Origin of the sequence: Terriglobus sp. ADX1, from assembly GCF_036877645.1 — a bacterium.
Classification (GTDB): domain Bacteria; phylum Acidobacteriota; class Terriglobia; order Terriglobales; family Acidobacteriaceae; genus Terriglobus.
Map to the genome: position 1 here is coordinate 78,132 of NZ_JAEDXV010000002.1, position 23,502 is coordinate 101,633.

A 23,502-nucleotide genomic window follows, 5' to 3' on the forward strand; every position below is an offset into this window, starting at 1 on the left:
GAGATAGCAATGGAGTCACGCACGATGCAACTGGATCGCCGGAACTTTCTGAGGGGCGCGGGTGGCGCAGCGGCCGCCAGCATATTGGCAGGCGAGGCATTTGCGCAACAGAAGAGCGCAACACCGGAAACCATTGAGAAGGGGAGTGCCTTCCGTCCTCTTACGGAGAGCGAGAAGCTGGACCGCATCGCAGCGAATAGCTATCCGTTGCGTTGGATCTTCAAGAACCGCAACAACGTGGGTGATAAAGCGACCGTTGAGAAGATGCAGGCGAAGTATGGCAGCATCACGGCGCTGGAATATCCCGCATATGCGAAGAAGTTGTTTCCGGGTGTGACGAAGTTCGATATCTGGTCCAGCCTGTTTGGCGACATCACGGATGAGAGCCAGTACGAGCCGATGACCATCATGGGATACAACGGCAAGGAACGTCAGATTACGGAGTTCAATCCGGGAAGCCCGAACGGCGTGAAGTGGCTGGAGAAGCTGGCGGCGAAGCAGAAGGAAGAAGGCGTCTTCTGTCATCACATCTCGAACAATGCGCCGCGCGATATCTGCGAACTGGATGAAGCGAAGCGCAAGGCTGGCGTTGCTGTTGCGAAAAAGTGGTTGGATGGTGCTGCCATTCTTGGCGCGAAGAGCATGCGTATCAATAGTGGTGGTCCGCGCATTGCGCCGTCACCACAGCCGAACGAAACCAGCTATCCGAAGAACCCGGATCTTGAGAAATACCTGAGCCAGTGCATCCAGTCATTCAAAGAAATGGCGGAACACGGTTCGAAGGTGGGCGTGAAGGTGACGTTGGAAAACCACTGGGGTCTAACCGCGAATCCCATTAATATCCGCATCATCATTGAAGAAGTGAACAGCCGCTGGTGCGAAGCTTCGCCGGACTTCGGCAACTGGGAACACAAGTATCTTGTCTATCACGCGCTAAACGACCTGGCGCCTTACGCACACACCACATGCCACGCGAAGCACTGGGACCGTTGGGATAATGCGTTTGGCGAAGGCACGCACATTGATGTGCAGCGCAACGTGCGCATCATGATGAACAATGGTTATACCGGCGTGTTTGCGCTGGAGTACGAGGACGGCCCTTGGGATGGCGTTGAGGGCGCGAAGTATCTGTTTGAGCAAGTGAAGGCGGCGCTGTAACAGGCGTCTTCCTTCGCGGAGGAAGTGTTGCAACGAGAACTGGAAATATGTGCGGAGACACTGCAGGCATGCGAAGCAGCAAATGCCGGTGGCGCCGATCGCATTGAACTGTGCGCCGCCCTCAGTGAGGGCGGCGTTACTGCTGGCGTAGGGTTTCTGCGTGAGGCGATTGCAGCTTCAAGCATTCCGGTGCATGCACTGGTGCGTCCGCGCGGTGGCAACTTTGTGTATTCCGCCACAGAGTTTCGCATGGCGTGTGCCGATGCAGAGATGGCATTTTCGCTTGGTGCTACGGGCATTGTCGTAGGCACGTTGACGGCGGATGGATCTATTGACACTGCGCAGACTGCAGAGTTGATTCGCATAGCGAATGGACGTCCGGTGACGTTTCATCGCGCGTTTGATCTTGCGCGTGATCTGCACGAGTCGCTGCGCGTGATCATCGATCTTGGTTGCAGCCGCGTGCTTACATCGGGTGGACAGCCCAACGTGATGGAAGGTCTTGAGATGCTGCTTGAGCTAACGCAAATATCGGCAGGCTGGATTCGCATTGCAGCGGGTGGTGGCGTGTCGCTGCAGAATGCTCCACTGCTGGCGAAGGTTCCAGGGCTTGATCTACACGGGTCGTTTCGTCGTAAGCCGCATGCGGCAGATGTGCGTGATGTGTTGTGGCAGCAGGGCGAGGCGCGGGTTGAGGTAGAAGATGTTCGTGTGGTTGCAGAATTAGTGCATCGCGCGTGACGTGAATGTAGTTGTGTTGAATCCTGCTACGGAGACTGTCATGGATCGCCGGACATTTTTATCGTTAGGTGGCGCGACGCTACTGCACGGGCCGCTTATGGAAGGTGAAGCGCAACAGAGCGCCGTGACACCACAAGTCAAGCCGTATCATCCTGCGGGTAAGGTCAACATCGTGATGTTGATGGCGGATCAGCATCGGTGGGACTGCATGGGCGCGTATGGCAACAAGACCATTCATACGCCAAATATGGATCGCATTGCGCGTGAAGGCGTTGTGTTTGAGAACGCGTATTCATCCACACCAAGCTGCACGCCTGCACGCAGTGCGTTGATGACGGGGCGTAGTCCATGGGGACACGGAATGCTCGGCTATGGCACCATCGCTACGAATCCGTATCCGACAGAGAAGGCCGCGGCTATGGCACAGGCGGGGTATTACACCACGTCAGTTGGCAAGAACCACTACTATCCCATTACGAATCCGCATGGCTATCACCACCTGGTGAACGATGAGCATTGCAGCTACTGGTTTCACAAGGGCGAAGGAAAACATGCGCAGTCCGCGGAGCCGCGTTGCGATTATGAATCGTGGTTCTGGTCGCAGATGCCAGACAAGGATCCGCATGCAACGGGACTGGGATGGAATGACCGCAGCAGCAAGCCGTTTGCCTATCGCGAGGAGATGCACGCGACGCACTGGACGGGTGAGACAGCTGTGCGTTTTCTGCAGCAGTATGAGCGCGACGAGCCGTTCTTTCTAAAAGTGTCGTTCATTCGCCCGCATAGTCCGTATGACGCGCCAGAGCGATTCTTTCGAATGTATGAGCGTGAGTTGCCGAAGGCTGCTGTGGGTGATTGGGCGAAGAAGTATGAAGCCCACTCCAGCGAACGCGATGATCTGTGGCACGGCAAGTTCAGTGATGCGGAGATTCAAAACTCACGGCAGGGATACTACGCCGGTGTGAGTTTTGTGGATGAGCAGATTGGCCGCATCCTGCGCGTTCTGGAACAGCGCGGCATGTTGGATAACACCATGATTGTGTACTTCAGTGACCATGGCGACATGTTGGGCGACCAGAATATGTGGCGTAAGTCGTATGCGTATGAATCGTCCGCGCACATTCCCATGCTGGTGCGTCCTGCGAAGTCGCAGCAGTTGCAGGTTGCAGGGAAGCGGATGTCGCAGGTGGTGGAGATTCGCGATCTTCTGCCAACGTTTCTGGATGCGGCTGGTGCGGCGATTCCTGACGATGTGGAAGGCAAGAGCCTGCTTGCATTGCTGCGCGGTAAGACCGAGTGGCGCGAGTATCTTGATCTGGAGCATGCCATCACGTATGACCCCAGTAATCACTGGACGGCACTGACGGATGGCAAGTGGAAGTACATCTTCCATTGCTATGACGGCACGGAGCAGTTGTTTCACCTGGCGGAAGATCGCGCTGAGTTGCACGATCTGTCTGCGGATGCTGCGCATGCCGAGACACTGGCGATGTGGCGCGCACGCATGGCGAAGCACCTGGAGGTGCGTGGCCCGCATTGGGTGCAGGACGGGAAGCCGGCGATTCGTAAAGGGAATGATCTTTACTCGCCGAACTTCCCTGGCTATTCCAAAGAGATTCCGCTGCTTAGTTGGGCAGGGTAAAGGCTATGTATGCGCCGGGAATCGGATCCTGCGCTGCGGGATGCCCGGGCACGGCATGTGTGTACGTGGTGGCGCGTGCTGCGGCGCAGAAGACCACGTATTCCTTGCCATCAATCTCGTAGATGGCAGGCATGCCTTCCAGCGCAGCGTCCACTTCGTGTTCCCACAGAACCTTGCCAGTAGCTGCATCCAGTGCGCGAATCTTGCGATCACGCGTTCCGGTGAAGATGAGTCCACCTGCGGTGACTACCGGGTTCACCTTTGGAAAGTGCGAGCCGGTGTTCGTGATGACCTTTGCTGCCAGTTCCGGTACTTCACCCAACGGAATCTTCCAGCGAACGTTGCCGGTGTTCAGGTCATATGCGGTGAGCGTGGTCCACGGCGGAGCGATCACGGGAAGGCCACTCTCTGCAAACAGGAAGCCGAATCCGCTGCGATAGCGCAGCCTGGCGGGATCGCCGGTCGGTGCGGCCGCGGTGTTTTCAACCATCGGCAGTCCCGGATTCTTCAGGAACTTCATCAGGTCGTCCACCTGCGCGGCGGGAAGGCTGCCGAAGGACGGCATCTGATTTTTGCCGTAGCGGACGGTCTGGCGAATCTGTTCTTCGGTTAACCGTTTGTCAACGTCAACCAGCGTGGGGATGACGGGGGCTTTGCCTTCGCGATTGATGCCGTGGCACAGACTGCATGTGTTGGCATACACCGCTGCGCCTCGTGCCTCTGGCGTGCTGCCGGTGGGTGCAGCGGGAGGCAGTTGCAGTTTCAGCATCGCGGGCAGGTCTTTCGACACGACGTAAAGATAGCCGTGCGTGGGATCGACGGCTGCGCCACCGTAATTCACACCGCCGTTGTTGCCGGGCATCTCGACCGTGTCCTGCGTGGTGGGCGGTGTGTAGATGCCTTCATTACGAGCAGCATCAATCTGCTTCTTTAGGCGATCATGTTCCTCGGGTGTGAGGTACGGGCTCAGGTCTTTCGATGTGAAGGTTTGGCGGCTGAACGGTTCTAACTTTGTAGGCACGGGCTGCGTGGGCCACACGTGTTCGCCTGGCATGGCATCCTGCGGCACAGGCTTTTCTTCAATAGGCCACAGAGACTTTCCCGTTACGCGATCGAAGACCCACAGGTAGCCCGTCTTGCTGGTCTGTGCGACAACGTCCACATCTTTGCCGTTGTGTTTCACAGTCAGCAGCATGGGCGTGTTCGGGTTGTCGTAATCCCAGATGTCGTGATGCACCATCTGGAAGTGCCAAATGCGCTTTCCGGTGTGTGCATCGATGGCAATCAGCGAGTCGCCATAAAGGTTTGAGCCAGTGCGGTTCGCGCCGTAGAAGTTGTACTTGGGGCTGGCGGTGGGCACGTATAGGATGCCGCGCTTCACATCAAGCGCCATGCCTCCCCATGCATTCGCTCCGCCCACGGTCTTCCATGCGTCCTTGGGCCATGTGTCATAACCGTATTCGCCGGGATGCGGAATCGTGTGGAAGATCCACGTCATCTTACCGGTGAGAACGTTATAGGCGCGGATGTCGCCAGGAGCGGAGTCGTATTCTTCGTTGGTCGCGGAGCCAAGGATCACCAGGTCGCCAAAGACGCGGCCGGGATTGTAGGACTGCACCAGCGTCAGCTTGTTGACGTCGCGGCCCAGGCCTTCGCGCAGATCCACGTTGCCGTCCTTGCCGAAGGTGGTGATGGATTTTCCGGTGGCAGCGTCGATTTCACGCAGTTGATTGTCCACTGCAAAGATGAGGCGCTGGTCCTTGCCATCCACGCTCTGCCAGTAAGCCAGGCCGCGCGTGGGAACCAGCGGCGTCTTCGGCTGCAATGGATGCGACCACAGTTGTTTGCCTGTGCCTGCATCCAGCGCCACGATGCTGTTGTTCTGGGCCAGCACATACATCGTCTTGCCGATGATGAGCGGATTGAAGACGTAACCGCGCCCATCGCCGGTAGAAACCCGCCACGCTTCGCGCAGATGACTAACGTTGGTGCGGTTGATCTGCTTCAGGGATGAGTATTGTGTGCCGTCTTCTGAGCCGCCATACGCGCGCCACGACGCATGCACGTCGGCTGTTTGTGCTGAGGCTGAGGCTGCGATGAGAACACTGGTGAAGGCAAGAGAGCTAAGCAGGTTGTGCCGTGGTGGCATCGACTGACTCCGTGGACCGTTGTTCGATTGCATGTGCGCGTGCTTCAAATGCCTGCTGGTCGCGTGCGCGCCACAACGCTCCCTCAATCGGATCAACCACGCCATCGCGCGTTTGCAGCGATGGAAAGTCTTTGCGCAGAGATGCGATGAGTGCTTCGCGCACGGGAATCACTCGCTCCATGATGGAGCCGGCAAAGGCAAGCTGCGGAACAAAGGTGGAGTCGCCCTGTAAGGTTTGCAGCTTGCGAATCAGCAGACGCACCAGGTGAGCCAGTGCTTCGCCTTCGGCCTTCAATACTTCCTGTGCAACCGGGTCACCGTGCTGCGCCACGCTGTAGACAAGCTGCGCAAGACGTGAAACGTCTGGTGCGGGCGTGCGGTTTGCGTACTCAATCAACAGGTCAAGCGAAGGCAGATTCCAGAAATCCATTACGGCCTGCTGCAGCGCCGTGGTCCGTCCTTCATCAATCGCGAGGAAGACGGAGCGGATGGCGCGCAGGCCAATAGCGTGGCCGGAACCCTGATCGGAGAGCACGGGGCCCAACCGCCGGTGTTGGCCATCTTGCCGGAAGGTGTGCGTCCTGCAACATTTGAGCCTGTTCCTGCCAGTACAAGAACGCCGGGGCCGCCACGGAAGGCAGCATCCAGAGCGATCTCTACATCGCCCAGGAGAAGCAGTTGTCCGCTGACACGTTCTGCGATGGTTTCGCGCAGCCAGTCGGCCACCATCGGAACGGTTTCGCCCGCTGTGCCAACGCAGGTGCGCAGCACGGAGGACATGGTAATACCGCTCTGTGCGGTCAGGCCGCGAAGGCCTTCTTCCAGATTCTTTTGTGCAGTGTCCGCATCAGTGCGAAGACGCTTGATGGTGCCGGTGCGCTGCCGCGCCAGCGTGCGTGTTTCATCGGCCAGTACAAAGTCCGTCTTTGTGCCGCCCGCATCAATCGCCAAAAAATACGCCATAAGGTAACTTTACTTTGCGGAAGCCATGAGCGGGGCTATCGCACCCCGAAAGTCCCATGTTATTCCTGCATTTCGAAACAAAAAAGGCCGTAGAGAAGTAATTCTTCTCTGCGGCCTTTGATTCTGCTCTAAAGCGTGCTTAGAAGTAAATTTTGGCGGCTAGTTCAATGGATCGAGCAGCGTTCAGGGTTGAGGTGATCTGGCCCGCCGAGGACGAGTCGATATTCGTCACGGGCGTTGCGAAGGTGGTGTGGTTGAAGACGTTGAAGAACGAGCCACGGAACTCCAGCGAGCGGGCGTCGCCGAACGGGATTTTCTTCAGGACCGAGACGTCAAACTGCACCAGACCGTCGTTACGCATGGTGTTGGTGCCGCCATTGCCGTAGGTGTATTGCGCAGGGATGCTGAAGGCATCGGCGCCCCCCGTGGGGCAGGAGGCATTGCGCGAATCGTAGAACCAGCAGGTGGGCTTGCGCACCATCTGCGGGCGTCCGGTGATGTTCGGGCGTTGGCCGCCAAGGCCGGTGTTTGCCTGGTCGCTGCTGATGCTCAGGGTGAAGGGCAGGCCGGATTGCAGCGTGCCTACGCCGGAGAGACTCCAGTTGCCGATCAGGCCTTGCACAAAGCCGTTGGCGCCAGACGCGAACATCTTGCCTTTGCCGAAGGGCAGTTCGTACAGGCCGCTGGTTACGAAGTTGTGCTTGATGTCGTAGTTGCAGGGGCCGTAGTAGTTATAGCCGCCACTCACTTCGCGGGTCAGGCCGTTGAATGTGCCGTCCGTAAGGCAGGCGCCGTAGGTATAGGAGACGAGGAACGTAGCGCCACTCAGCGCGCGTGTCTCCAGCTTTGTTTGTAGCGAGTTGTAATTCGCGTTGCCCGCGTAGCGATACAGCGTGAGCGTGCCCCACTGCTGGAAGGGCCGACGGTTCTGGATTGTGCCTGCTCCGGGGAACGGGTCGTTTGCAGAGAATGGTTGCACAATGTGCTGCGTGCGATTGCCCACGTAAGCCACATCGAGCGATACCTTGCGACCGAATTGATGCTGGACGGCGACGTTGTATTCCTGCGTGTAGGAGTTCTTTACCTGCAGGTCCATCGTGGTGAGGCTGGGTTGCGAGCAGGACAGCGCGACATAGCCGAAGGAGCAGGTGGAATTGCTTGTGTTCGCGGCGACGATCGGCTGGCCCGAGTAGAAGTCGCCGAAGGTCAGCGTCGGGGTGGGTTTCACGTTGTTTACGGTTTGCGACGCGATGAACGGCACTACATTCTGCGTGTTGTTGATGGCGTTGTTATCCGGAAAGAGATAGAAAATGCCGTATCCCGCGCGCAGTACCGTGTTTTCTTCCGGCTTATAAGCCACACCGAAGCGCGGCCCCACATTCTTGCGTGCTGCTTTGCGGATGGAGGTCGGCAGGCCGAGATCGTTTGAGTACTGCAAGCGATCGGAGAACAGCGAATACAGATACGGTGTTCCGGGCTGCGCGTTCATGGAGAAGTCAGAAGGAATTACAAGCTTGCCGTTCGTCGGATTCCATCCCGATGTCTGACCCTTGATGCCGTTGTAGAACGGATTGATCTCCCAGCGTAGACCGGCATTGATGGTCAGCTTCGAGCTTGCCTTGTAGTCGTCCTGCACATACATCGACTGAAAGTTAACGTAGTTACCCCACGGCTGGCGGAAGTAGCTGCGCAGGCCGGATGCGGGATAGCCCAGCAGGAAGTCCGCAAAGTTGTCGCCGGAGTAGGAATTGCTGAAGGTAAACGTACCTACCGAATTGGAGCCGAAGAGATAGGTGTTGGTGTCGTGGAAGTTCTCGTAGCCAAAGCGGACTTCATGTTTGCCGCTGGTGTACGTGGAGCGGATGACGTATTGCCACGAACGGATCTTGTTCTGCTTGGGATAGTTGCCGCTCTGGCCGGTGAAGCCCGCGTAGTTTGAGATGCTGAGCTGCGGCATGCCCTGATACTGATCGGGCGATAGACCTTCCAGGCCCTTGATACCCGCTTGCTGATTGATGTTTTGTCCCTGCAGCGAACTGGTGAAGAAAAAGACGCTGCGGTAGTAGGAGAACTGCGCCTCCGTCAGCCACTTCGGCGAGAAGATGTGCGTTTCACGCAGCACCACGTTCTGGCCACGGCTGCGTAGCGGAAAACCGCCGAGGGCTGGGAAGGGGTTGGGGTCCGTTTCGTGGTTGTCCGTGATGGAGTAGCGACCCATCAGGCGGTCTTTCGAGAACAGCGTTTGATCAATGCGGATGTCGCCCTGATCCAGTTGCTGCTTCAGGCGGTTTGTCAGTACAGCGTGAGATACAGTGCCACGAAGCTGATTCGCGGCGGGCAGATACTTCAGGAAGAACTGTGCCTGCGGGACAATGCGGTTTGCGGGGATCGTGTTATTCGCAAACGCAGTGCCGGTCAAAGGATCTTTCAGCGTGATGCCTGTGCCCTGATAGTTGCCGGCGCGCATGGCAGCGCTGGGCACAATGTTGTCAAAGTTTTGGCCCAGTGTGTACAGCGTGGATTGCAAATCGAGGAAGAAGAACGTGTGGTCCTTCACGATCGGTCCGCCGACAGCAATGCCGAACTGATTGCGATGCAGCGGCTGGTTGCGTCGCGTGGAACCTGCAGGTGGAACGTAGAAGTAGTTCTTCGCGTCGAAGGCGTTGTTGCGCAGGAACTCATACGCTGTTCCGTGGAAGGCATTGGTGCCGCTCTTCAGCGTGGCGTTCACAATGGTGGGGCTGTGGCCGTAGTCGGCGGGCATATTACTGGATTCCACTTTGAATTCCTGCAATGCGTCTACGTTGGGCGAGATCAGCGTGCCACCAAGCTGCGATTCTGTGATGTTCGATCCGTCCAGATACCATCCTGTCCACGAAGGTGAAAGGCCGTTCACATTTACGTTGACGGCGCTGGCGCGGATGGACGTGCCGCCGGAAGCAATGTTCTGCCCGCCCTGAATGAAGCTGACACCCGGCGTAAGCTGCGTCAGCTGCCAGAAGTTGCGGCCATTCAACGGCACGTTCTGCACCGTCTGCGTATCAATGACCTGACCTACGGCAGAGGACGCCTCATTCAACAGCGGCGTCTGCGAGGCGATCACGTCTACCTTGTCGGTAATCGCGCCCACGTGCAACACGGGGTTGATAGTCGCGCGCTGCGCAACTTGCAATTCGGTGTCGGCTATCTGTGCCGAAGTAAATCCGTCATGCGCGATCGTGATGGAGTAGTGGCCGATCTGCAGATTCGGAACGTTGTAAACGCCGCTGCCGTCAGACGTGGCGGTGCGTGTCTCACCTGTGCCCAGGTTGCGGATGGTTACGGTTGCGCCGGGAATGGCGGCGCCGGTGTCATCCTGCACGGTGCCGAGGATGGTGCCGGTGTTGGATTGCGCGTGGGTCACGGAGACACAGGCAAGGGCAAGCGATGCAGAGAGGATGGCCTTCCGGGAAAAGTGCAGCGGTGTCATGGGAATATGCTCCGTCTGGATGTGTGATTTGCCGTTTTCCGGAGGCGTTTGCGGCGATTGCAGAGCGACGCGGAGCAGGCAGAATCGGAAGCGTTTCCGAAAATACGCATCGCTATGCTGCCTTGTCAATAAAATCGTCACCCAAAAGGCACCTGTGGCACAATTTTGTCGGAAACGCTTCCGCTATGGATTGACAAGGGAATCCGATAATGCGGATGATTTCGGAAACGATTCCAATTTCGGTATTCACGAAAGACTGGTTTTTAGAAACTATGAGCAGCTTGCAGGCAAAACAACTAGATGGAAAGATTGCGCTGGTGACCGGCGCCAGCAGCGGCATTGGCGCCGCCTCTGCCGTGGCGCTGGCCGCTGCCGGAGCGCACGTGTTGATCCACTACAACTCACAAGCTGACGAGGCACAGAAGGTGCTGGATCAGGTCCGCGCCGCGGGTGCTGACGGCGAAATTGTGCAGGCTGACCTGGGAACATGGGACGGCACGCAGATTCTCTGTCGTTATGCGGAAGCGCGGCAGATCGACATCCTGGTGAACAACGCCGGATCGCTCGTGCAACGGACGCGCGTGCTGGAGTTCACACACGAGCTATGGGAGAAGGTGATGATGCTGAATCTAACCAGCGCATTCTTCCTGTCGCAGGCGGTGTTGCGCGGCATGAGTGAACGTAAGAGCGGCGTCATCATCAACATGTCGTCCGTGGCTGCGCGTTTTGGCGGTGGGCTGGGTGCGTTGGCGTATTCATCTGCCAAGGCTGCGATCTCGACCATGACGAAGGGACTGACGAAGGAGTTTGCGCCGCAGGGAGTGCGTGTAAACTGCATCTCGCCCGGCACGGTGAACACGGGGTATCACCGTTCGTTCTCCACGCAGGAAGGGCTGGATGGTGTGCGTGCAGCAACGCCGATTGGACGACTGGGAACAGCAGAGGAGATTGCGGATCTGGTGGTGTTCTTATCCAGCGATCAGGCGACGTTTATCCATGGCCAGGTCATTGAGATCAATGGCGGATTCTTCATGGCGTAAGTTGCGAATCAAGACGGGAAAAGGGCGCCCTGTGGGGGCGCCCTTTTGCATGAAAGTAATCTTTCGGTGTTTCAGACGGACGGAGCAATGTCGCGACGGCGTGCCATGCGCGGCAGCGTCCACACTAGCGTTGCTGCAATGATGGGCAGCGTTCCGAAGAGCATGAACACAGGCCGGAACGAGTAGTGATCGACGAGCCATCCAGTGCACAGACTGAAGACCATACCACCGAAGCCGGAGCCCATGCTGGCAAGTCCCCAGATGGAAGCGACGGCGTTCTTCGGATACAGATCGCGCGGAATGGCGAGTACGTTTGCCAATGCGCCACTGTAGCCGAAAGTTGCGGTGGAGATCAGTGCGATGCTCAACGCTGCGCTGCTAACCATGGCCGCAGGAAACGCGCAGACCATGCACGCGGAGAAGAACAGAACGCTGATGCGGCGTGCTGTCTGGTCATTGACGCCACGCTTCATAATCAATGCTGTTAGAAAGCCGCCAGCAAGATTGCCGAGACCTGCTGTGGCAAAGGGAATCCAACCAATCTTTCCAATCTGCGCCAGTGTGTAGCCGTGGCCGATCTTCAGATACTGAGGGAACCAGAATGTGTAGAAGTACCAGACGGGATCGGCGAAGACCTTGCTCAGCGTGAACTGCCACACAAAGCGATCCTGGATCAGCGAAAGGACCGACGGGGCAGGGACAGTTGGTTCTGCAGGATTGACGGGTGGCGTGCGGTAGATCAGCAGCCACACCAGCATCCAGAGGAATCCGAGTACGCCAACGACGGCGAACGATGCCTTCCATCCGAAGCTGATAGCGCACCATGCGAGCAGCGGTGGAGCAAGCATGGCTCCAATGGCTGCGCCGCTATTGAAGATGCCCGAAGCAAGCGAACGTTCGCGTGCAGGGAACCACTCACCAATGACCTTTACCCCGGCGGGATAATTGCCCGCTTCGCCCATGCCCAGCAGAAAGCGATAGATGCCGAGTGAGAACGCGCCCGTGGTGAAGCTGGTGAGAATCTCTGCGGCGGACCAGAAGGCAATGGTTAGCGAATAACCTTTGCGACTACCTAATCGATCCAGCAAGGGCCCGGAGATGCCGTTCATGATGGTGTACGCCAGCATGAACGCGAAGATGATCTGGCTGTACGTGCCTGCGGAGATGTGGAACTGATCCAGCAGCACAGGCGCCATGACAGAGAGTGTCTGGCGATCCAGATAGTTGATGACGGTGGCGAAAAACGCCATGGCCAGCATGACCCAGCGCATGCGGCTCAGTGTGAATGTCGTGTTTGTTTCCGCAGACGGATTCGTTATGGCCGATGTGCTCATGCGAGTCCCTGCTTTGCAAGGTGCGCGCGGACAGCCTGCAGGTCCTTCTTCATGGTGGCCAGCACTTGTTCCCGCGGCAGCGTGAGTGTGGTCTTGCCGTTTTCTGCGCCGCCCAGCGGATATTCAAAGTGCAGTTGCAGCGGGCCGTTGAAGTTTTGCGCTTTCACGATAGAGAGGAACTGGTCGAAGTGCACCATGCCCTCGTTGATGGGGCACCAGTGCGGTACAAACACGCCTGTAGCGCCGAGACTCTTGTCGTAAGGATCGGCATGCGTGTTGCCCTTTTCATTGCGCGCCCACAGGAAGTCCTTCAGGGCGATACCACGCATCCAGTCTGCGGAAAGTTTGCTGGTGCAGATCCATCCGCCATAACCGCCTTCTACAGTGGCGTGGCCAATGTCGTAGTTGAAGCCAAACCACTTGGGGTCGAGTCCGCGGAACATCTCCCACAGATCCCAGATGGTTGCGCCGATGGCTTCCGGGCCAGAGTGTGTGTGATACATCGCAGCAACGCCGTTCTTCTGGCTGAGGTCTGCGAGTGCGCGTACACCGGGGCGCATCGTATCCAGCTGTGCAACGATGGGTTTGTTCGTTTCGTATTTCAGTCCGCCCCAGCGATAGTGATGAATGCCTTCGCCTGCGGCGGCCTCGAGAATCTTTTTCGCCATAGGCATCGTGGCAGGTGTGATCTCCGTGCTGATCATGGAGACTTCCAGACCGGCCTTGCGCACAGCGGCGACAGCCTTGGGCAGATCAGTGGTGACGTTCTCCGGCAACACGTGGCCTTCGGCGCGCACGGTCATATCAATCGCGTCAAAGCCCATATCCTTCGCTGCCATAGCAGCTTCTCCGATGGGCATGAACTGCAGATGCTTGGAGAAGATGGAGACCTTCAACGGGCCAGTGGGTGGCACTGGCTCGATGGTGCGTGTGGATTCTGCGCGCAGTGTGGTTGATCCAAAAGCCTGCGCTGCGCCTGCCATGGCCGCTCCCAGCAGAAGCGATCGGCGTGACATTCCCCATTCTGTTTCGTTCTGCATGTGCGTTACCTCTTTGCGGTCGATGTGGTGTTTGCGGGCAATGCAAAGGTCAGCAGCGTTGACCCGGCCGTGACGGAGACATACTGCTTGCCGTCTACGGCATAGGTCATTGGCGGGCCCTTCATGCCCACGTTGGTGTCGTAATGCCAAAGAATCTTGCCCGTCTTCTCATCAGCGGCACAGAACGCGCCGTTGGGATCGGCGTAGAAGACAAGCCCTCCGGCCGTAGCCACCACGCCGGACCATGTCTTCAGAACAAGCGGGCCGGGTTGTGCAATCTCCCACTTCGTTTCGCCGGTTTCAATATCAATGGCGCGAACGAAGCGCTGGCCAATGCCTTGTGCCTCAGGCGTTCCTGGTGCTGCCTTGGGATCACCGCACGCCTCAATCGTCATCATGTAATACCAATGCGTGGTGGGGCTGAACGCGGTGGAGGTCCAGTTGGCGCCGTTGTCCGGGCAGTTGCGCTGCTTGGTGCTCATGGTGGAGGGCAACGACTTGTTCAGGATGGGACGACCGCTGGCATCAATACCAGTGGCCCAGTTGATGCGCTTCAGGAAAGGCTTTGCCAGCAGCAGTTTGCCGTTGGTGCGATCGAAGACATAGAAGAAGCCGTTACGGTCTGCGTGTAGCAGCAGCTTGCGTGGCTGGCCTTGGAATGTCGTGTCAACAAGGACGGGCGGCTCCACGGCGTCGCGGTCTGCAATGTCGTGTGGCGTGAACTGGAAATACCACTTCACTTTGCCGTCGTGCGGATTCATGGCAAGGATGCTGTTGGTGTACAGGTTGTCGCCGGGACGCGTGCGGTCGTCAGAGTCGGGCCATGGATTGCCGGTAGGCCAGAACAGCGTGTCGGTTTCCGGGTCATACGAACCGTGCAGCCACGTCGATCCGCCGCCCAGCTTGGGCCATTCCGGGCCCCACGTTTCCAGGCCGGGTTCGCCGGGGCCGGGCAGCGTCCAGTGTCGCCACAGTTGTTTGCCCGTCTCTGCGTCGTAGCAGATGATGAAGCCGCGAATGCCCCAGTCGCCGCCGCTGACGCCACCGATGACAGTGTCGTTCAGGATCATGGGAGCGACGGTGGAACCATACTTCATCTTTTCTTCCGGCATGGTCTGTTCCCACACGGGCTTGCCGGTGACTCGGTTCAGCGCGATGAGATGTGCATTGTCCGTGGTGATGTACACCTTGTCGCGGAAGACCGCCGCGCCGCGATTCGTGCCCACCGATGCGTCACCTACAAGGCCCGATGTCGGCGGACGGAACCATGTCCAGATGGTGCGGCCTGTCTTTGCATCCAGCGCACTCACGCGGTTCTGACCGGAGAAGTACATGATGTCGCCCACCACAATGGGCGTGGCCTCCAGGCCAAGCTGCGGCATGGGCGCAATCCACTTCAGAATGAGCTGGCTGATGTTGCTGCGATTGATGCTGGTCAGATCGCTGTAACGATTAGCGTTCAGCTTGCCGTTGTACGAGGGCCATTCGCCCTTGCGTGGATGCAGGATTTCGTTGAATTCGATAATGCTGGCGCCGGGTGTGACGATGGTGTTCTTTTCCGACATGGGGCCGTCCACACCGGTCAGGCTGCCGAGGTATGCCGTGAGGTCATCCATCTGTTTCTCAGGCAGAGCAAGCGGCTTCATCGCGGCGTGATCGTCAACAGTTAGCTTCACCACCTGTGAGAGCGGCAGCAGATGAATGGTGCCGCCTTTCTCGTCTTGCAAGTGGATGTCGTAGTTGGTGCGATTGCGCAGATAGCCGCGGAGTGTTTTGCCGTTGGTGACCACGGTGGCCAGTTCGTAACCCGGTGTGATGTGCAGGTCCGGCGCGGTCAGCGCAGAGCGGATCGCCGGTGCGCTCATGCGTGATCCAACGTCGGAAAGGTCCGGGCCTGTAGCTGAGCCCATGCCGCGCACCATGTGACAGGTGCTGCACTTGCCGTCATCCCAGTAAAACTTTTTGCCCGCTTCGGCATTGCCACTACTGGCGCTTTCGGATGCGGTAACGTTCAGCGATCGGACGTATGCGGCCAGGTCATCAATCTCTGCGGACGGCATGCTGGCGAACGGAGGCATGCCTTGCGCGGGAAATCCCGCTGCAATGATGCTGTGGATGCGCGCAATGTCTTTGCCTCGGAGGTCAGGGTTATCGGCCAGTTTTGGCGCATGCTCCGTTCCGCTGCCGTCTGTTCCGTGGCAACCAATGCACAGGTTGTTGTACTTTGCTTTTCCGGATGCAGCGGATGGCGTTTGCGCAGGAAGCGCCACTACCGCCGCAGCGCACAGCAGAGCAGCAATCAGGGGGCGGGATGCGGAGCGTCCGAAGCTGGTTCGTGTTTCATTCATGTTCTGCGGTCATCCAGCCCGGAACCGGCCCTCCAAAGGCCCGGTCCGCGTCCGTGTTCTCCTGTGTGGGTTTCGTGCCGGTTCTGTGTGTCGGAAACGCTTCCGAGGAATCTTCAGGCAAGCATCGTGCGGCTGTCAACCTCCGTATTGCGACATCGGATACCCTCGCTTTTCGCGTCGTGGGAGTGGTAGCGTTGTAAACGCTTCCGAAAATGCAGGATTGCAGACGGACAACGAGGAGTGGGGATGTCGGAATCGCTTCAGGGAAAAGTGGTGTTGGTGGTGGGAGCTTCCAGCGGCATTGGGCAGGCCACGGCGGAACTTGCCGCGCGTGAAGGCGCAGTGGTGGTGGCTGCAGCTCGCCGCGAAGACAGGTTAATCGCAATGAAGCAGCAGCTTGCTTCAGAGGGGATTGTGCTGCATACACGCAAGGCCGATGTCACATCGCTGGAAGAGATGCAGTCCATGGTCGACGACGTTGAGAAGAACATTGGAAGCATCGCGATTGCGGTTTACGCCAGCGGCACCAACACGCCGCAACGAGCTATGAAGGTTATGCCGCCTGCCGTGTGGAATGAAGTTTTGGAAGTGAACCTGACCGGCGCGTTTCACCTGGCGCACGCAGTTCTGCCGGGTATGCGCAGCGCGGGTGCAGGGCAGATCGTGTTTGTCTCTTCCACGGCCGGAGCCATCGCCGATCTTTCCGGCGCGGCGTATCAGGCTTCCAAGCGCGGCGTACTGGGGTTGGCACATGCCATCCGCCTTGAGGAACGCATGAACGGCATTCGCACCTGCTGCGTTATGCCGGGGCTGACGAATACGGAGTTGGTTGATAAGCGGCCAGAAAAGTTATCCGCGGACACGCTGGAGAAAGCGCTCCAACCGCAGGATGTGGCGGAGACGATTGTGCACTTAATGAAGACGCCTCCGCACGTCACCATCACGGAACTGCTGATGGTGCCTTCGCAGGCTTGATGATTCTCTTCAATTCGTCATTCTGAGGAACGGAATGACGAAGAATCCCAACACATTTGAATCGTGCGAATCCGTCTGGCGTTTTCGGCCGACACTTCTCAGCATCTTTCTCTCGGCCTACATCGTAGAGATTCTTCGCTTCGCTCAGAATGACAGCTGCGAATCGTTAGCGAGTGGAAAGCTTCGCTACCGATGAGCGTTCCACCAGTTCCACATCCACCACGCGATGGATAGGCGTCTTTGAGCCACTGGTGAGCAACTGCTGCACGATCTCAACCGCCGCGCGTCCGACTTCATATTTAGGCTGACGAACCGTGGTGAGTGGCGGGAAGGTCATGGCGGACAACTCCACATCGTCAAAGCCGATGAGTGAGATATCGCGCGGAATTCTTACACCTGCTTCAATCGCAGCACGCATCACGCCAAACGCCATCGCATCGTTGCCGGTGGCAATGGCGGTTTCGCCGTTGAGATTGCGGAAGATTTCAATCGCCGCTTCGTAGCCACCCTGCATGGTGTTGATGGTGTGGATGGTGTTTACGCGTGCTCCGCGTTGTGCTTCCATGGCCTTAATAAATGCGGTGGAGCGTCGTGCAAGGTTGGCGTGCTTCTTAGGGCCGGTGAGGTTAATCACCTTGCGATGACCGTTCCGCAGAAGGCATTCTGCGGCCAGTCGTCCGCCTTTGTCGTTGTCTGCATTTACGGTGGAGAACGTGGTATCGCGGCCGGGGCGGTTCAGCAGCACAATGGGCACGCCTGCTGCTGCAATTTTCTGTTGATCCTCGCGCGAAAGAGTCGCGACGGAGTTCATGATGATCGCTTCTGCACGCTTATCCAGCAGCGAATTTACAGACTTCATCTGGCGCTCGGCGTTTAGATCGCTGTTGCACAACATCACATCGCGACCGGATTCCAGTGCGGCATCTTCCACGCCGCGCGCCACTTCCGCAAAGTAAGAGTTGCGGATATCGCTGACGATAAGGCCCACCATGTCTGATCGGCCGGTCACCAGGCCACGTGCAAAACGATTGGGCTTGTAGTGCAGTTGCTCTGCAATGCGTTGCACGCGCGCCTTGGTTTCCGGGTGCACGCCATAGGCATCGTTCAGGGATCGCGATGCGGTGGCAATGGTGACACCGGCGGCCTCTGCCACCGCCTGCAGAGTCACGCCGCCTGATACCGGGTTTCCGTTCTTCACCATCAATCACGTGTGCCGGGCGAAATCGGTATCGCAAACCGGCGACTTCCTGTCTTTAGTTTTTGAGTCGGCGCAAATTTCCCGGAGGCGCCACGGACAAACAATACCCGAAGAGAACCTTTTTCGGAAACCTTTCCGAAAAAGCATACCTCAGGAGTGGGTCCACTTTGTAACTGTGTGAGACGGAGGAACCGTCGCTGCGATTTACTCGGCAATACGCTCTCCGCGAAGTTTCCTCATCGTGTCTAAATAAAACGACAGGTTGTGTACGGAAGCCAGTGTGGCGGCCAGCGGCTCGCCTGTATGGAACAGGTGGCGAAGGTAGGCTCGTGAATAACGGCGGCAGACCGGGCAGTGGCACGCGGGATCTGCGGGGCCATGATCTTCACTGAATTTCTTGCCACGAATGTTGAGTCGGCCTTCGCTGGTGAACAACAGGGCATGCCGCGCGGCGCGTGTGGGCAGCACGCAATCCATCTGGTCCACACCCATCTGCGCGTATTCCACAATCTCGTCGGGATAGCCAACACCCATCACGTAGCGCGGCTTATCCCTGGGCAGCAGCTCCAGCGTGTGCGCAATGATTTCGCGTGTAACTTCGCGGGGTTCGCCAACGGCAAGACCGCCTATCGCATAGCCATCGAAGCCTTCGCCGTTTGGCGCGCGCATCTCCAGCAAGCGATTCGCGCTTTCCGTGCGCAGGTCTTTGTACATGCCACCTTGCACAATGCCGTACAGGTTCTGGCGCTGGCCCAGCTCGTTAAACCACGGCACGTCCTGGCAATGCGAGTGGAAGTGATCCAGCGAACGCTGTGCCCAGGCGTGGGTCAGCGCCATGCTGTCGCGCGTGCGCTCGTAGGTTGCGGGATGTTCCGTGCATTCATCAAAGGCCATGATGATGTCCGCACCCAGCGCAATCTGCACGTCAATGGAATGTTCCGGCGAGAAGAAATGCTTGGAACCGTCCAGATGCGAGCGGAACTCAACACCTTCTGCGGTGATCTTGCGCAGCGCGGCGAGTGAGAAGACCTGGAATCCGCCGCTGTCCGTCAGCATGGGCCGGTTCCAGCTCATGAACTTGTGTACACCGCCCGCGCGACGGATCAGCTCATGGCCGGGGCGCAGGTACAGGTGATAGGTGTTTGCCAGAATGATTTCGGCACCACGGCCATCGTCACCCAGAGTTTCCAGTATGTCCTGCGGCACAGCTTTTACCGATGCGGCTGTGCCCACGGGCATGAAGACGGGCGTTTCCACGCTGAGGTGAGGAAGGTGCAACGTAGCGCGGCGCATGGAGTTTTCCATGCGATGGATTTCAAAACGAAGAGACATCAATTCTGATTGTAGAAAACGATGGGCGACACCGCGCAGATAGCAGTGTCGCCCACCCTAATCTCTGCGCAGCTCGGAGGGTTAGCGCAGAGAAACTTCCCGGTTTTAGCGTGCGCCGCCGGAGACCTTCACGATCTGGCCGGTCACCCAGCGAGAGTCGTCTGTGGCGAAGAAGGTGGTGGCCGCGGCGATGTCGTCCGGCTGGCCAACGCGGCCCAGCGGCGTCTCTTCCACCGCTTTTGCTTCAAACGGGCTGCCGATGAAACCCTTGCTGATTGCGCCTTCAGTCACCACCATGCCCGGGCTGACGCTGTTCACGCGAATCTTCTTCGGTCCCAGTTCCTTCGAGAGCGTCAGGGTGATGGTGTCCACGGCTCCCTTGGTGGCGTTATAAACGGCGAGCGCTGCAGGAGCCAGTGTGGCTACGACGGAGCTGATGTTGATGATCGATCCGCCCTCAGCCGGGAAGTGCGGCACGGCGGCCTGCGTGGTGAGCAGAAGACCCAGCACATTCAGGTCAAAATGGCTGCGATAGTGTTCGACCGTGATGGCTTCCAGGGGAGCGGGGTCGAAGATGCCGGCATTGTTCACCAGCACGTCGATCTTGCCGTATGCCTTCACCGTTTCGTCGATCAGTTTGGTGATCTCTTCCGGCTTCGCAACGTTCGCGCCTACGGCAATCGCCTTGCCGCCAGCTTTCGTGATGCGTTCCACTACGGCGTCCGCGCCAGCCTTCGACGAAGCATAATTCACAACGACGGATGCACCATTCGCCGCCAAATCTTCTGCGATGGCCGCGCCAATTCCCTTGGATGCGCCGGTTACCACTGCAACTTTTCCGCTGAGCTTACCCATGATCCTTAGATCCTCCCGAAGCATCTCGCTTCGACATTTCAATGACTATCGAAATGATTGCGTTCAAGAGCAAAAGGATTCAGGAAACATTTTGATGGTTGTGAAAATGTGATGAAGGAAGCGAAAAACTCAAGCGAGCTCTTTCAGGTAGGAAAGGTAATTCTTCCAGACTTTGCGTCGCACTTCCGCACGGACGAACTTGCCGTCGCGATGTGTCTCAATCAGGCCTGCCGATTCCAATTGCCGCATGTGATGGGACAGCGTTGCCGGATTCATCTCAAGGCATCCACGTAGATCCATGCAGGTGGAGTTTTCCTTGTTTGCAATGCGGCGGAAGACGGCAAGACGAGTGGGGTCAGCAAGCGCGCGCGTAATGGCGATCATGCTGCGCCCCTCTGTGTTGTCTTGTGTTTCTTCCCGTTCTGTCTTGTCTTTCTTTGCCATGAGGGGACCGCCTGCAATTCAGGCAGTATACGCGGGCGCGTCCAGTTCCTGCAGAAGCTGGCGGACTGTGCGCTGCAGTACGGGATGAATCATGTCCGGTGCAATGGCTGCCAGCGGTTCCAATACAAATCGGCGGCGATGCATCTCCGGATGCGGCAGGGTCAGTTCTGAAGTCTCTAAAATTACTTCGGCATATAGAAGCAGATCCAGATCCAGCGTGCGCGGGCCTTTTTCAATGCCATGCGAGCGATCGCGACCATGCTCACGTTCGATTTGCAGCAGATTTTGCAATAGAAGCGCGGGGGGCAATTCGGTTTCGAGGAGCGCTGCACCGTTCACAAACTCGGGCTGATCGGTATAGCCAACAGGTTCCGTCTCAATCCACGGCGAGACAGCTACGACGCGACCCACAGATGCCAGAGAACGAATAGCGTCCGCGAGAGTGGCTTTGCGGTCACCCAGGTTTGATCCCAATGCGATGGCGGCTAAAGGCACGGCGAATCAGGCGTGGACCGGCGTGGCGAACGCGGCTTTGAGAGGTGATTCCATGGCGGGCTCTTCGTCAAATTCCGGAGCGAGCTCCCATGCGGAGCGGTCTTTCAGCAGCTTGCTGACCAGTGCTGTGTGCATGGCGTGGCCTGCGCGTTCTGCAACAACGCGTCCCTGAATGCGACGTCCTGCAAGAGCAAGATCACCAATCAGATCCAGCACTTTATGGCGGACGAATTCGTCGGAGAAGCGGAGCGGGCCATTCTGGACTTTCTTTTCGCCGATGATGATGGCGCAGGTCTCATCCGCGCCGCGAATCAGGCCCATGTTACGCAACATGGGTTCGTCTTCGCGGAAGCCGAAGGTGCGTGCCGGTGCAATCAGATCGGCATAGGCGCCGGTTTGCAGGTCGCCCAGAAAACGCGATGTGCCAATCGGTGCCGGGAAGTCGATGGTGTAATCGATCTGGTAGCCCTTGCCCGGGTAGACGCCGATGAACTTCAGGCCATCCTTGCTCTTTTCTGTGACTTCCACGGGTTTCAGAATGCGCAGATATTCGCGGCGGCGGCGCTGCTGCTGGATACCGACACGTTCAAACGCCTCGACATAGGGCAGGGAGGAACCATCCAGAATGGGCACTTCCAGGTTGTCGATTTCGACGATAACGTTGTCCACGCCACAGCCGATGAACGCGCTCAGCAGATGCTCCGTGGTCGAAATCAGAACGCCTTGCCGCATCAGCGACGTTGCGTAGGACACCTTGGCTACATTGCGGCCGTTGGCGGGGATTTCAAAGTTGTCCAGATCGGTGCGACGAAAGACGATGCCGGAACCGGCGGCGGCGGGTACCAGCCGCATGGTGACAGGTGCGCCGGAATGCAAACCCACGCCGCTAAAGCAGACTGCCTCCTGCAACGTGCATTCTCTGTGTGGCGATTGACCCAAATCCTGCGCTCCTGATCCAACTTGGAGAATGCGACGTGGGGCGCGTCGCAAAGTCCGGCGAAGGACAGCGTACACCCATTTGGGGAGTGCGCAACTGTGTCTAAATGGACACAGTTACCCGATGCCTACATGCCTTCAGACGTAGAATCGGGCCATGTCCTCTGACCTGCATCTGCTGCAAAACATCCTGACCGAGACAAACGACCGATGGCTTGCCCGTTTGCGCGCATTGGTGGAGTGCGAATCGCCGACCGAAGACGCGGCGGCGGTGAATCGTGCCATGGACATGGCGATCGCATGGGCGGAGGAGCTTGGCGGACGGGCGGTGCGACACCCGCAGACGGGTTATGGCGATGTCGTCGAACTGTGGTTCGGAGAGCAGACGTCAACGCGTAAACCGTTGATGCTATTGGGGCATCTGGACACGGTTTGGTCCACGGGAACGTTGGCTGGGATGCCGTGGCGGCAGGAAGCCGATGCACAAGGGCGCATGCGGTTGTGGGGGCCGGGCGTTCTGGATATGAAGGCCGGGGTCATTATGGCGCTGGCCGCGGTGGAGGCGGTGCAGCGAAATGGCGGCCTTTCACAGCCTGTCGTCCTGCTGCTGAATCCTGATGAGGAGACCGGATCAGAGGTTTCCCGGCCCTATACAGAGCGGATTGCTCGCGATTGTGAAGCGGTTTTCGTGTTGGAACCTGCGCAGGGACTGCCCCGTACTGCCGACGATGCGGCCTACAAAACGGCGCGAAAGGGCGTTGGGCATTACAGGCTGGATGTGACCGGTGTCGCCTCGCATTCCGGGGTGGACTTCACACGCGGACGGTCGGCGGTGCTGGAACTGGCGCGATTGCTGTTGAAGGTGGAGCAGTTCACAGATTTGGAGACGGGGCTGACAGTGAATCCCGGAGTCATTGGCGGCGGTACGCGGTCGAACGTGATTGCCGCTCATGCGTGGGCGGAGGTGGATGTTCGCATTGCGCGCGCTGCCGATGCGGACCGCGTCGACCGGCTTTTTCATGGTTTGACCGTCGACGAGCCTGCATGTTCGTTGCAGGTGAGTGGAGGCATCAATCGTCCTCCGATGGAACGTGGTGAAGGTACGGTGCGTTTGTTTGAGCAGGCACGTTCGCTGGCTTCGCGCCTGGGTATGGAGTTGAAGGAAGCTTCTACGGGCGGCGGATCGGATGGCAACTTCACCGCGGGCATTGGTGTGCCAACTTTGGATGGCATGGGTGCTGTCGGAGAAGGCGCGCATGCCGCGCATGAATCGTTGCTGCTGGATCATATGTTGCCTCGCACTCTGTTGTTGGCGGCGATGATCGCTTCCGGGAAATAAAGTCTCCACAATGACCGCGATATGCGGCTGTTCAGACCCAATGG

19 protein-coding genes are annotated in these 23,502 nt (G+C 58.0%); 6 read left to right on the forward strand and 13 right to left on the reverse strand.

Going from position 1 to position 23,502, the window contains the following annotated elements; translation table 11 throughout:
• Positions 1–9: 9 nt before the first annotated feature.
• The 3 genes from JAO32_RS02055 to JAO32_RS02065 are packed head-to-tail and all read left to right on the forward strand — an operon-like array spanning position 10 to position 3,541.
• Complete coding sequence (locus JAO32_RS02055) at positions 10–1,158, forward strand: sugar phosphate isomerase/epimerase family protein (protein ID WP_334236990.1); 1,149 nt, start codon at positions 10–12, stop codon at positions 1,156–1,158.
• Between the two features lie 27 nt (positions 1,159–1,185).
• On the forward strand, positions 1,186–1,899 hold the full coding sequence (locus JAO32_RS02060; protein WP_334236992.1) for a copper homeostasis protein CutC: 714 nt from the start codon (positions 1,186–1,188) through the stop codon (positions 1,897–1,899).
• 40 nt (positions 1,900–1,939) lie between these two features.
• On the forward strand, positions 1,940–3,541 hold the full coding sequence (locus tag JAO32_RS02065) for an arylsulfatase (RefSeq protein ID WP_334236994.1): 1,602 nt from the start codon (positions 1,940–1,942) through the stop codon (positions 3,539–3,541).
• On the opposite strand, the gene JAO32_RS02070 is transcribed toward JAO32_RS02065, so the two are convergent.
• The 4 genes from JAO32_RS02070 to JAO32_RS02085 form a co-directional block, all read right to left on the reverse strand.
• Complete coding sequence (locus JAO32_RS02070; protein WP_334236996.1) at positions 3,525–5,690, reverse strand: outer membrane protein assembly factor BamB family protein; 2,166 nt, start codon at positions 5,688–5,690, stop codon at positions 3,525–3,527. The genes JAO32_RS02065 and JAO32_RS02070 overlap by 17 nt on opposite strands.
• On the reverse strand, positions 5,665–6,225 hold the full coding sequence (locus tag JAO32_RS02075) for a hypothetical protein (RefSeq protein ID WP_334236998.1): 561 nt from the start codon (positions 6,223–6,225) through the stop codon (positions 5,665–5,667). The genes JAO32_RS02070 and JAO32_RS02075 overlap by 26 nt, the downstream gene beginning before the upstream one ends.
• Positions 6,120–6,653 carry a BadF/BadG/BcrA/BcrD ATPase family protein gene (locus JAO32_RS02080; protein WP_334236999.1) on the reverse strand — a complete coding sequence of 178 codons (534 nt, stop codon included), beginning with the start codon at positions 6,651–6,653 and terminating at the stop codon, positions 6,120–6,122. Before JAO32_RS02080 ends, JAO32_RS02075 begins: the two co-directional genes overlap by 106 nt.
• A gap of 139 nt (positions 6,654–6,792) precedes the next feature.
• Positions 6,793–10,122, reverse strand: coding sequence for a TonB-dependent receptor (locus tag JAO32_RS02085; RefSeq protein WP_334237001.1), 3,330 nt, complete (start codon positions 10,120–10,122; stop codon positions 6,793–6,795).
• 272 nt (positions 10,123–10,394) lie between these two features.
• Between JAO32_RS02085 and JAO32_RS02090 the strand changes: the two genes are divergently transcribed.
• Positions 10,395–11,162 (forward strand): SDR family NAD(P)-dependent oxidoreductase, encoded by a 768-nt coding sequence (locus JAO32_RS02090; RefSeq protein ID WP_334237003.1) that lies wholly within the window; start codon positions 10,395–10,397, stop codon positions 11,160–11,162.
• Positions 11,163–11,233: 71 nt separating this feature from the next.
• On the opposite strand, the gene JAO32_RS02095 is transcribed toward JAO32_RS02090, so the two are convergent.
• Genes JAO32_RS02095 through JAO32_RS02105 form a run of 3 tightly spaced genes read right to left on the reverse strand, consistent with a single transcriptional unit; the run spans position 11,234 to position 15,884 of the window.
• Positions 11,234–12,496 carry an MFS transporter gene (locus JAO32_RS02095; RefSeq protein ID WP_334237005.1) on the reverse strand — a complete coding sequence of 421 codons (1,263 nt, stop codon included), beginning with the start codon at positions 12,494–12,496 and terminating at the stop codon, positions 11,234–11,236.
• A complete protein-coding gene (locus tag JAO32_RS02100) occupies positions 12,493–13,536 on the reverse strand; it encodes a sugar phosphate isomerase/epimerase family protein (RefSeq protein ID WP_334237007.1) in 1,044 nt (347 codons plus the stop codon). The genes JAO32_RS02095 and JAO32_RS02100 overlap by 4 nt, the downstream gene beginning before the upstream one ends.
• Positions 13,537–13,541: 5 nt before the next feature.
• Entirely contained in the window at positions 13,542–15,884 is a 2,343-nt protein-coding gene (locus JAO32_RS02105) for an outer membrane protein assembly factor BamB family protein (RefSeq protein WP_334237009.1), read from the reverse strand.
• Between the two features lie 246 nt (positions 15,885–16,130).
• Here JAO32_RS02105 and JAO32_RS02110 point away from each other — a divergent pair, with 246 nt between their 5' ends.
• Positions 16,131–16,859 (forward strand): SDR family oxidoreductase, encoded by a 729-nt coding sequence (locus JAO32_RS02110; protein ID WP_334237011.1) that lies wholly within the window; start codon positions 16,131–16,133, stop codon positions 16,857–16,859.
• Positions 16,860–17,025: 166 nt separating this feature from the next.
• Here the strand turns inward: JAO32_RS02110 and JAO32_RS02115 are convergent, their stop codons facing one another.
• From JAO32_RS02115 to lpxC, 6 genes are all read right to left on the reverse strand, one after another.
• Entirely contained in the window at positions 17,026–18,060 is a 1,035-nt protein-coding gene (locus JAO32_RS02115; RefSeq protein ID WP_334237013.1) for a LacI family DNA-binding transcriptional regulator, read from the reverse strand.
• 201 nt (positions 18,061–18,261) lie between these two features.
• Entirely contained in the window at positions 18,262–19,389 is a 1,128-nt protein-coding gene (gene tgt, locus JAO32_RS02120) for a tRNA guanosine(34) transglycosylase Tgt (RefSeq protein ID WP_334237014.1), read from the reverse strand.
• Positions 19,390–19,494: 105 nt separating this feature from the next.
• Complete coding sequence (locus JAO32_RS02125; protein WP_334237017.1) at positions 19,495–20,244, reverse strand: SDR family NAD(P)-dependent oxidoreductase; 750 nt, start codon at positions 20,242–20,244, stop codon at positions 19,495–19,497.
• Positions 20,245–20,373: 129 nt separating this feature from the next.
• The gene (locus JAO32_RS02130) at positions 20,374–20,688 is read right to left on the reverse strand and encodes an ArsR/SmtB family transcription factor (RefSeq protein WP_334237019.1); all 315 of its coding nucleotides are present in this window, start codon (positions 20,686–20,688) and stop codon (positions 20,374–20,376) included.
• A gap of 18 nt (positions 20,689–20,706) precedes the next feature.
• Positions 20,707–21,183 (reverse strand): 2-amino-4-hydroxy-6-hydroxymethyldihydropteridine diphosphokinase, encoded by a 477-nt coding sequence (gene folK, locus JAO32_RS02135; protein ID WP_334237022.1) that lies wholly within the window; start codon positions 21,181–21,183, stop codon positions 20,707–20,709.
• Positions 21,184–21,189: 6 nt separating this feature from the next.
• Positions 21,190–22,092 carry a UDP-3-O-acyl-N-acetylglucosamine deacetylase gene (gene lpxC, locus JAO32_RS02140; protein WP_334237024.1) on the reverse strand — a complete coding sequence of 301 codons (903 nt, stop codon included), beginning with the start codon at positions 22,090–22,092 and terminating at the stop codon, positions 21,190–21,192.
• Between the two features lie 184 nt (positions 22,093–22,276).
• On the opposite strand from lpxC, the gene JAO32_RS02145 reads away from it, so the two are divergent.
• Positions 22,277–23,458, forward strand: a complete 1,182-nt coding sequence (locus JAO32_RS02145; RefSeq protein WP_334237026.1) for a M20 family metallopeptidase — start codon at positions 22,277–22,279, stop codon at positions 23,456–23,458.
• The last annotated feature ends 44 nt before the right edge of the window (positions 23,459–23,502 follow it).

Excerpts from the sequence above, each read along its gene's own strand:
- JAO32_RS02055 (WP_334236990.1), top strand. The coding sequence starts at position 10 with ATGGAGTCACGCACGATGCAACTGGATCGCCGGAACTTTCTGAGGGGC.
- JAO32_RS02065 (WP_334236994.1), top strand. The coding sequence starts at position 1,940 with ATGGATCGCCGGACATTTTTATCGTTAGGTGGCGCGACGCTACTGCAC.
- JAO32_RS02070 (WP_334236996.1), bottom strand. The coding sequence starts at position 5,690 with ATGCCACCACGGCACAACCTGCTTAGCTCTCTTGCCTTCACCAGTGTT.
- JAO32_RS02080 (WP_334236999.1), bottom strand. The coding sequence starts at position 6,653 with ATGGCGTATTTTTTGGCGATTGATGCGGGCGGCACAAAGACGGACTTT.
- JAO32_RS02085 (WP_334237001.1), bottom strand. The coding sequence starts at position 10,122 with ATGACACCGCTGCACTTTTCCCGGAAGGCCATCCTCTCTGCATCGCTT.
- JAO32_RS02090 (WP_334237003.1), top strand. The coding sequence starts at position 10,395 with ATGAGCAGCTTGCAGGCAAAACAACTAGATGGAAAGATTGCGCTGGTG.
- JAO32_RS02095 (WP_334237005.1), bottom strand. The coding sequence starts at position 12,496 with ATGAGCACATCGGCCATAACGAATCCGTCTGCGGAAACAAACACGACA.
- JAO32_RS02100 (WP_334237007.1), bottom strand. The coding sequence starts at position 13,536 with ATGCAGAACGAAACAGAATGGGGAATGTCACGCCGATCGCTTCTGCTG.
- JAO32_RS02105 (WP_334237009.1), bottom strand. The coding sequence starts at position 15,884 with ATGAATGAAACACGAACCAGCTTCGGACGCTCCGCATCCCGCCCCCTG.
- JAO32_RS02110 (WP_334237011.1), top strand. The coding sequence starts at position 16,131 with ATGTCGGAATCGCTTCAGGGAAAAGTGGTGTTGGTGGTGGGAGCTTCC.
- JAO32_RS02115 (WP_334237013.1), bottom strand. The coding sequence starts at position 18,060 with ATGGTGAAGAACGGAAACCCGGTATCAGGCGGCGTGACTCTGCAGGCG.
- tgt (WP_334237014.1), bottom strand. The coding sequence starts at position 19,389 with ATGTCTCTTCGTTTTGAAATCCATCGCATGGAAAACTCCATGCGCCGC.
- JAO32_RS02125 (WP_334237017.1), bottom strand. The coding sequence starts at position 20,244 with ATGGGTAAGCTCAGCGGAAAAGTTGCAGTGGTAACCGGCGCATCCAAG.
- JAO32_RS02130 (WP_334237019.1), bottom strand. The coding sequence starts at position 20,688 with ATGGCAAAGAAAGACAAGACAGAACGGGAAGAAACACAAGACAACACA.
- JAO32_RS02145 (WP_334237026.1), top strand. The coding sequence starts at position 22,277 with ATGTCCTCTGACCTGCATCTGCTGCAAAACATCCTGACCGAGACAAAC.